The organism is Oleiphilus sp. HI0061, assembly GCF_001635675.1.
This window is the reverse complement of record NZ_LWFE01001551.1, coordinates 1-986: the sequence shown is the minus strand read 5'-3', so window position 1 is coordinate 986 and position 986 is coordinate 1. Positions and strand designations below refer to the sequence as shown.

Below are 986 nucleotides of genomic sequence, written 5' to 3'. Positions count from 1 at the left end.
TCAGGGTTAGTTCTTTATTACTGGAGCGCTTCAGAGCGTAAGCTTGATAAGCATAAAAATAGTGAGTCTGTTGAAGTTGCGGGCTGAATGAGGCACCGGCGATTCAGGTTGAATTGCCGGTGCTATATGCTATTTGGTGTCGTATGACTAGTGCTTAATCGATTGAAAATACTGCGCTAATGGTCGCATTGTATTCAATTTCTTTTTGCTGGTAGGTATTACTTTGGCTGTCGCTCATTTCAGCACTCATTGCCATGGCGCGCATTTGTGGGGCTGGTCTTGCTTCGTTGCTAACATGCTTTACATTTAAAATTTTCCCCAAGCTTACTTCGAAGCCTTGGGCAATGGTAGCTGCTTTATTTTTTGCTTTATTAATTGCTTTGTTTAAGGCTTTGCGTTTTAGCTTCTGTTTGTTCTTAAGTGTGAATCTTATACTCCCTAGATGAGATGCTTCTGTGCGGGTGATGTCTTGGATAAGAGCCTGGAGTTGCGCAAGATCATTTAGTTTAAACTCAATTTTGCGCGTAATTTGATTACCTTTGAAATCTCGCTGGTTATTTCGGTATTCGTATTGTGGGTGTAATTGTGTATTGCTTGTGTCGAGGGAGTTCTCTTGAATATCGTATTCTTCTAGTTTTGACAGGAAAGGGCGGACCAGCTTGTCGACGGCTCTTCTCGCTTTTTCTGCTTCAAACTTTGTTGCAGAGAAAGTAATATTAATTATGGCTTGATCGGGCAAGGACTTTGCGCTTGCTGTCGTGCTGACTTCGATAAAGGGTAAGTCAGAATGCGTTTGATCATGGGCCAGGCAAAGACTACTTACTAAGAATGAAAACAAAAAAAGTGATATGAATCGCATGCTTGTGCTCCGTATTAATATTTGGTGTATACCTATACCAGTCTAGTCATTAAAGTTGTAGTTACCATAGGTTCATTCCATCGCAGCGAAACCATTGTTCACGTTATTAGGTGTTTATATTTATGAA

At 40.7% G+C, this 986-nt stretch carries 1 protein-coding gene; it reads right to left on the bottom strand.

The features are described from left to right. Positions 1-154: 154 nt before the first annotated feature. Complete coding sequence (locus A3735_RS24180) at positions 155-859, bottom strand: SIMPL domain-containing protein (protein WP_068507485.1); 705 nt, start codon at positions 857-859, stop codon at positions 155-157. Positions 860-986 lie beyond the last annotated feature (127 nt).

Bases quoted from the DNA above. Each gene is read 5' to 3' on its own strand.
- A3735_RS24180 (WP_068507485.1), bottom strand. From the start codon at position 859: ATGCGATTCATATCACTTTTTTTGTTTTCATTCTTAGTAAGTAGTCTT.